The organism is Chamaesiphon polymorphus CCALA 037 (genome assembly GCF_003003845.1).
GTDB classification, from domain to species: domain Bacteria; phylum Cyanobacteriota; class Cyanobacteriia; order Cyanobacteriales; family Chamaesiphonaceae; genus Chamaesiphon; species Chamaesiphon polymorphus.
Genome location: NZ_PVWO01000687.1, coordinates 1 through 2,350, shown reverse-complemented (window position 1 = coordinate 2,350; position 2,350 = coordinate 1). Strand labels below are relative to the sequence as shown.

At 47.7% G+C, this 2,350-nt stretch carries 3 protein-coding genes; all 3 read right to left on the bottom strand.

All coding sequences use genetic code 11. The features are described from left to right. Window positions 1–142: 142 nt before the first annotated feature. Window positions 143–1,654, bottom strand: coding sequence for an AAA family ATPase (locus C7B77_RS28275; protein WP_106312913.1), 1,512 nt, complete (start codon window positions 1,652–1,654; stop codon window positions 143–145). 103 nt (window positions 1,655–1,757) lie between these two features. Further along, on the bottom strand, window positions 1,758–1,982 hold the full coding sequence (locus tag C7B77_RS28270) for a type II toxin-antitoxin system Phd/YefM family antitoxin (RefSeq protein ID WP_106312911.1): 225 nt from the start codon (window positions 1,980–1,982) through the stop codon (window positions 1,758–1,760). Between the two features lie 57 nt (window positions 1,983–2,039). Next, window positions 2,040–2,291: a hypothetical protein gene (locus tag C7B77_RS28265; protein WP_146138581.1), complete on the bottom strand. Its 252-nt coding sequence runs from the start codon at window positions 2,289–2,291 to the stop codon at window positions 2,040–2,042. Window positions 2,292–2,350 lie beyond the last annotated feature (59 nt).

Here is a 2,350-nt window from a genome sequence, read left to right as displayed (position 1 = left end):
GATGTGTATAAGAGACAGGATGGGTGGATGAGTATAGTTAAGCCTTACGCCCTATTTCCATTCTCCTTTCCCCTAAAACCTAAAGCCTAAAGCCTAAAGCCTAAAGCCTAAAGCCTAAAGCCTAAAGCCTAAAGCCTAAAGCCTAATCCCTCCCCTCCACTACCTTACCCAAGCTACCTTGCCGAGAGGCTAATCTTGCTTTGCCGGAGTTTGCCCAGTCTTGGAGGAATTGGATTTGGGCTTGGGCGGTGACGGCGAGGGGGATCATTTGACTGGCTGATTCTAGAATATCATCAGTGGTGAAATCGCGGTTTTGACTGAAGCCGATATGCATGGCTTCGATTAGGGTTTGTTCGATTTCGGCACCTGAGAAATCGGGGGTTTCATACGCCAATCGATCGAGATCGTAGTTGGCGAGATTATGGGGACGAAGTTTAGTTAGGTGGACGTTAAAAATCGCGCGACGTTCCGCTCTAGTGGGTAAACCGACGAAGAAAATTTCGTCGAAGCGTCCCTTGCGGAGCATTTCAGCGGGGAGTGAATCGATATTATTTGCCGTGGCTACGACAAATACGGGGGAGGTTTTCTCAGTCAGCCAGGTAATAAAGGTACCAAATACCCGGCTGGAAGTTCCTGCATCGCCTTTGCCATCTACACCCGCGAAAGCTTTATCGATTTCATCGATCCACAACACGCAAGGCGAGAGAGCTTCAGCGAGTTGAATCATTTGTCTGGTGCGCGACTCCGACTCGCCTACCAATCCGCCAAATAGTCGCCCGACATCCAACCGCAGTAACGGTAAATACCAATGATGGGAAATAGCTTTAGCCGTCAACGACTTACCAGTGCCCTGAATTCCGACCAGGAGTAGCCCTCTAGGGTACGGAAGACCATATTGCCGCGCTCGATCGGAAAAGGAACCGCCACGGCGCAGCAGCCAGTCTTTGAGGTTATCCAAACCGCCGATATCGGTTATCTGTTCTTTGGCAGGGTAGAAATCTAAGATTTGAGTCTGGCGGATGGTTTGACGTTTTTCGGCGAGGACTAATTCGACATCATCGGGACGAATTTGGCCGTGAGTGGCGATCGCGCGCGCCAACACCCGCCGAATCCTGTCTACCGATAATCCCTGACACGCGCGGATCAGATCGTCTAATTGTTGGCTGCTGAGGTGATTTCCCGTCGCATTCGTCAATCGATCGATCTCGACTTTGATTTCGCTAGCTGTCGGGAGCGGGAATTCTAAAATGACGATCGATTCGCTCAAATCGCTAGGGATGGTAATCTGGGGCGAGAGGAAGACAATATTTTTCGGCTCGGATTTGAGCTTGCGCGAGAGATTCCGCAGTTTTCTAGCGACAGATACATCTTCCAGAAAACGATGATAATCGCGGAGGATAAAGATGCCAGACACATCCGCACTGAGATTGTCGATAAATTCTAACGCTTGTAGTGGATTGCGTTTGCCATAGCCTTTATCGTTGGGATTGCCCTGATAACCATCCACAAAATCCCAGATATAAATCGGACGATTGCCTTGCTGCTGGGCAACTTTGGCGATCGCGCTTTCCACGCGTTCTTCTTCGGTGGTGGGAATATAAATTAGGGGATATCGCGCCCGTAAGAGGAGTTCAAATTCGGTACTAAAGGTCATATGCGGTAGCGATGTGCTTCGGCGGTATTGCCCAGATGCGGCTCGATCTATCTCTTTATAGCTTAGTGCAAACTACAGCCGTTGGCGCACTTGGCGAATCGCTTCACTCCATATACTCTCTAAATTCTTCTAAAGGCTCATCAAAATCATTGGACATCCAGATTAACCCTTTAGCACTTCCAACTTTTGGATGCGGTTTGACTGGTTCTATTGGGACAAGCTTAATTGCAGATCGGTCGTCAATACAGATAATAACTTCTTCGCCATCGATCTCTACATCCATTAGTTCCTGCAATCTGGCGGCGGCTTCTGTTACAGATACTTGCATAGTTTTGGCTCCGCTGTGACTACGCTACACTAAGACACCTTTATAGCTTGACTCCGATTAAATTTCAGCTAACTTGATAATACTGACATTTCCATTAGGAGTTGCATCAACTTCTAGTTTATGTCCTTCTAATAACCCCATCCCAATCAGAATGCCAGTAGTCGCGGAATTGACTTCAACCAGCCTTCGCTCCCCATCCCATATTACTGTTGCAGCGTAAACACGAAATTGAGAAATAGTACCATCACCTAAAGTAGCTTTTTGATACCCTTGTGGAATCAGCCCTAATTCTACTCCCTTCCCGCTCAAAGAGTATAGAAAGAGGTACAATTACTAAATAAGGGGGAAAAGATGAATGAATCTGAGCC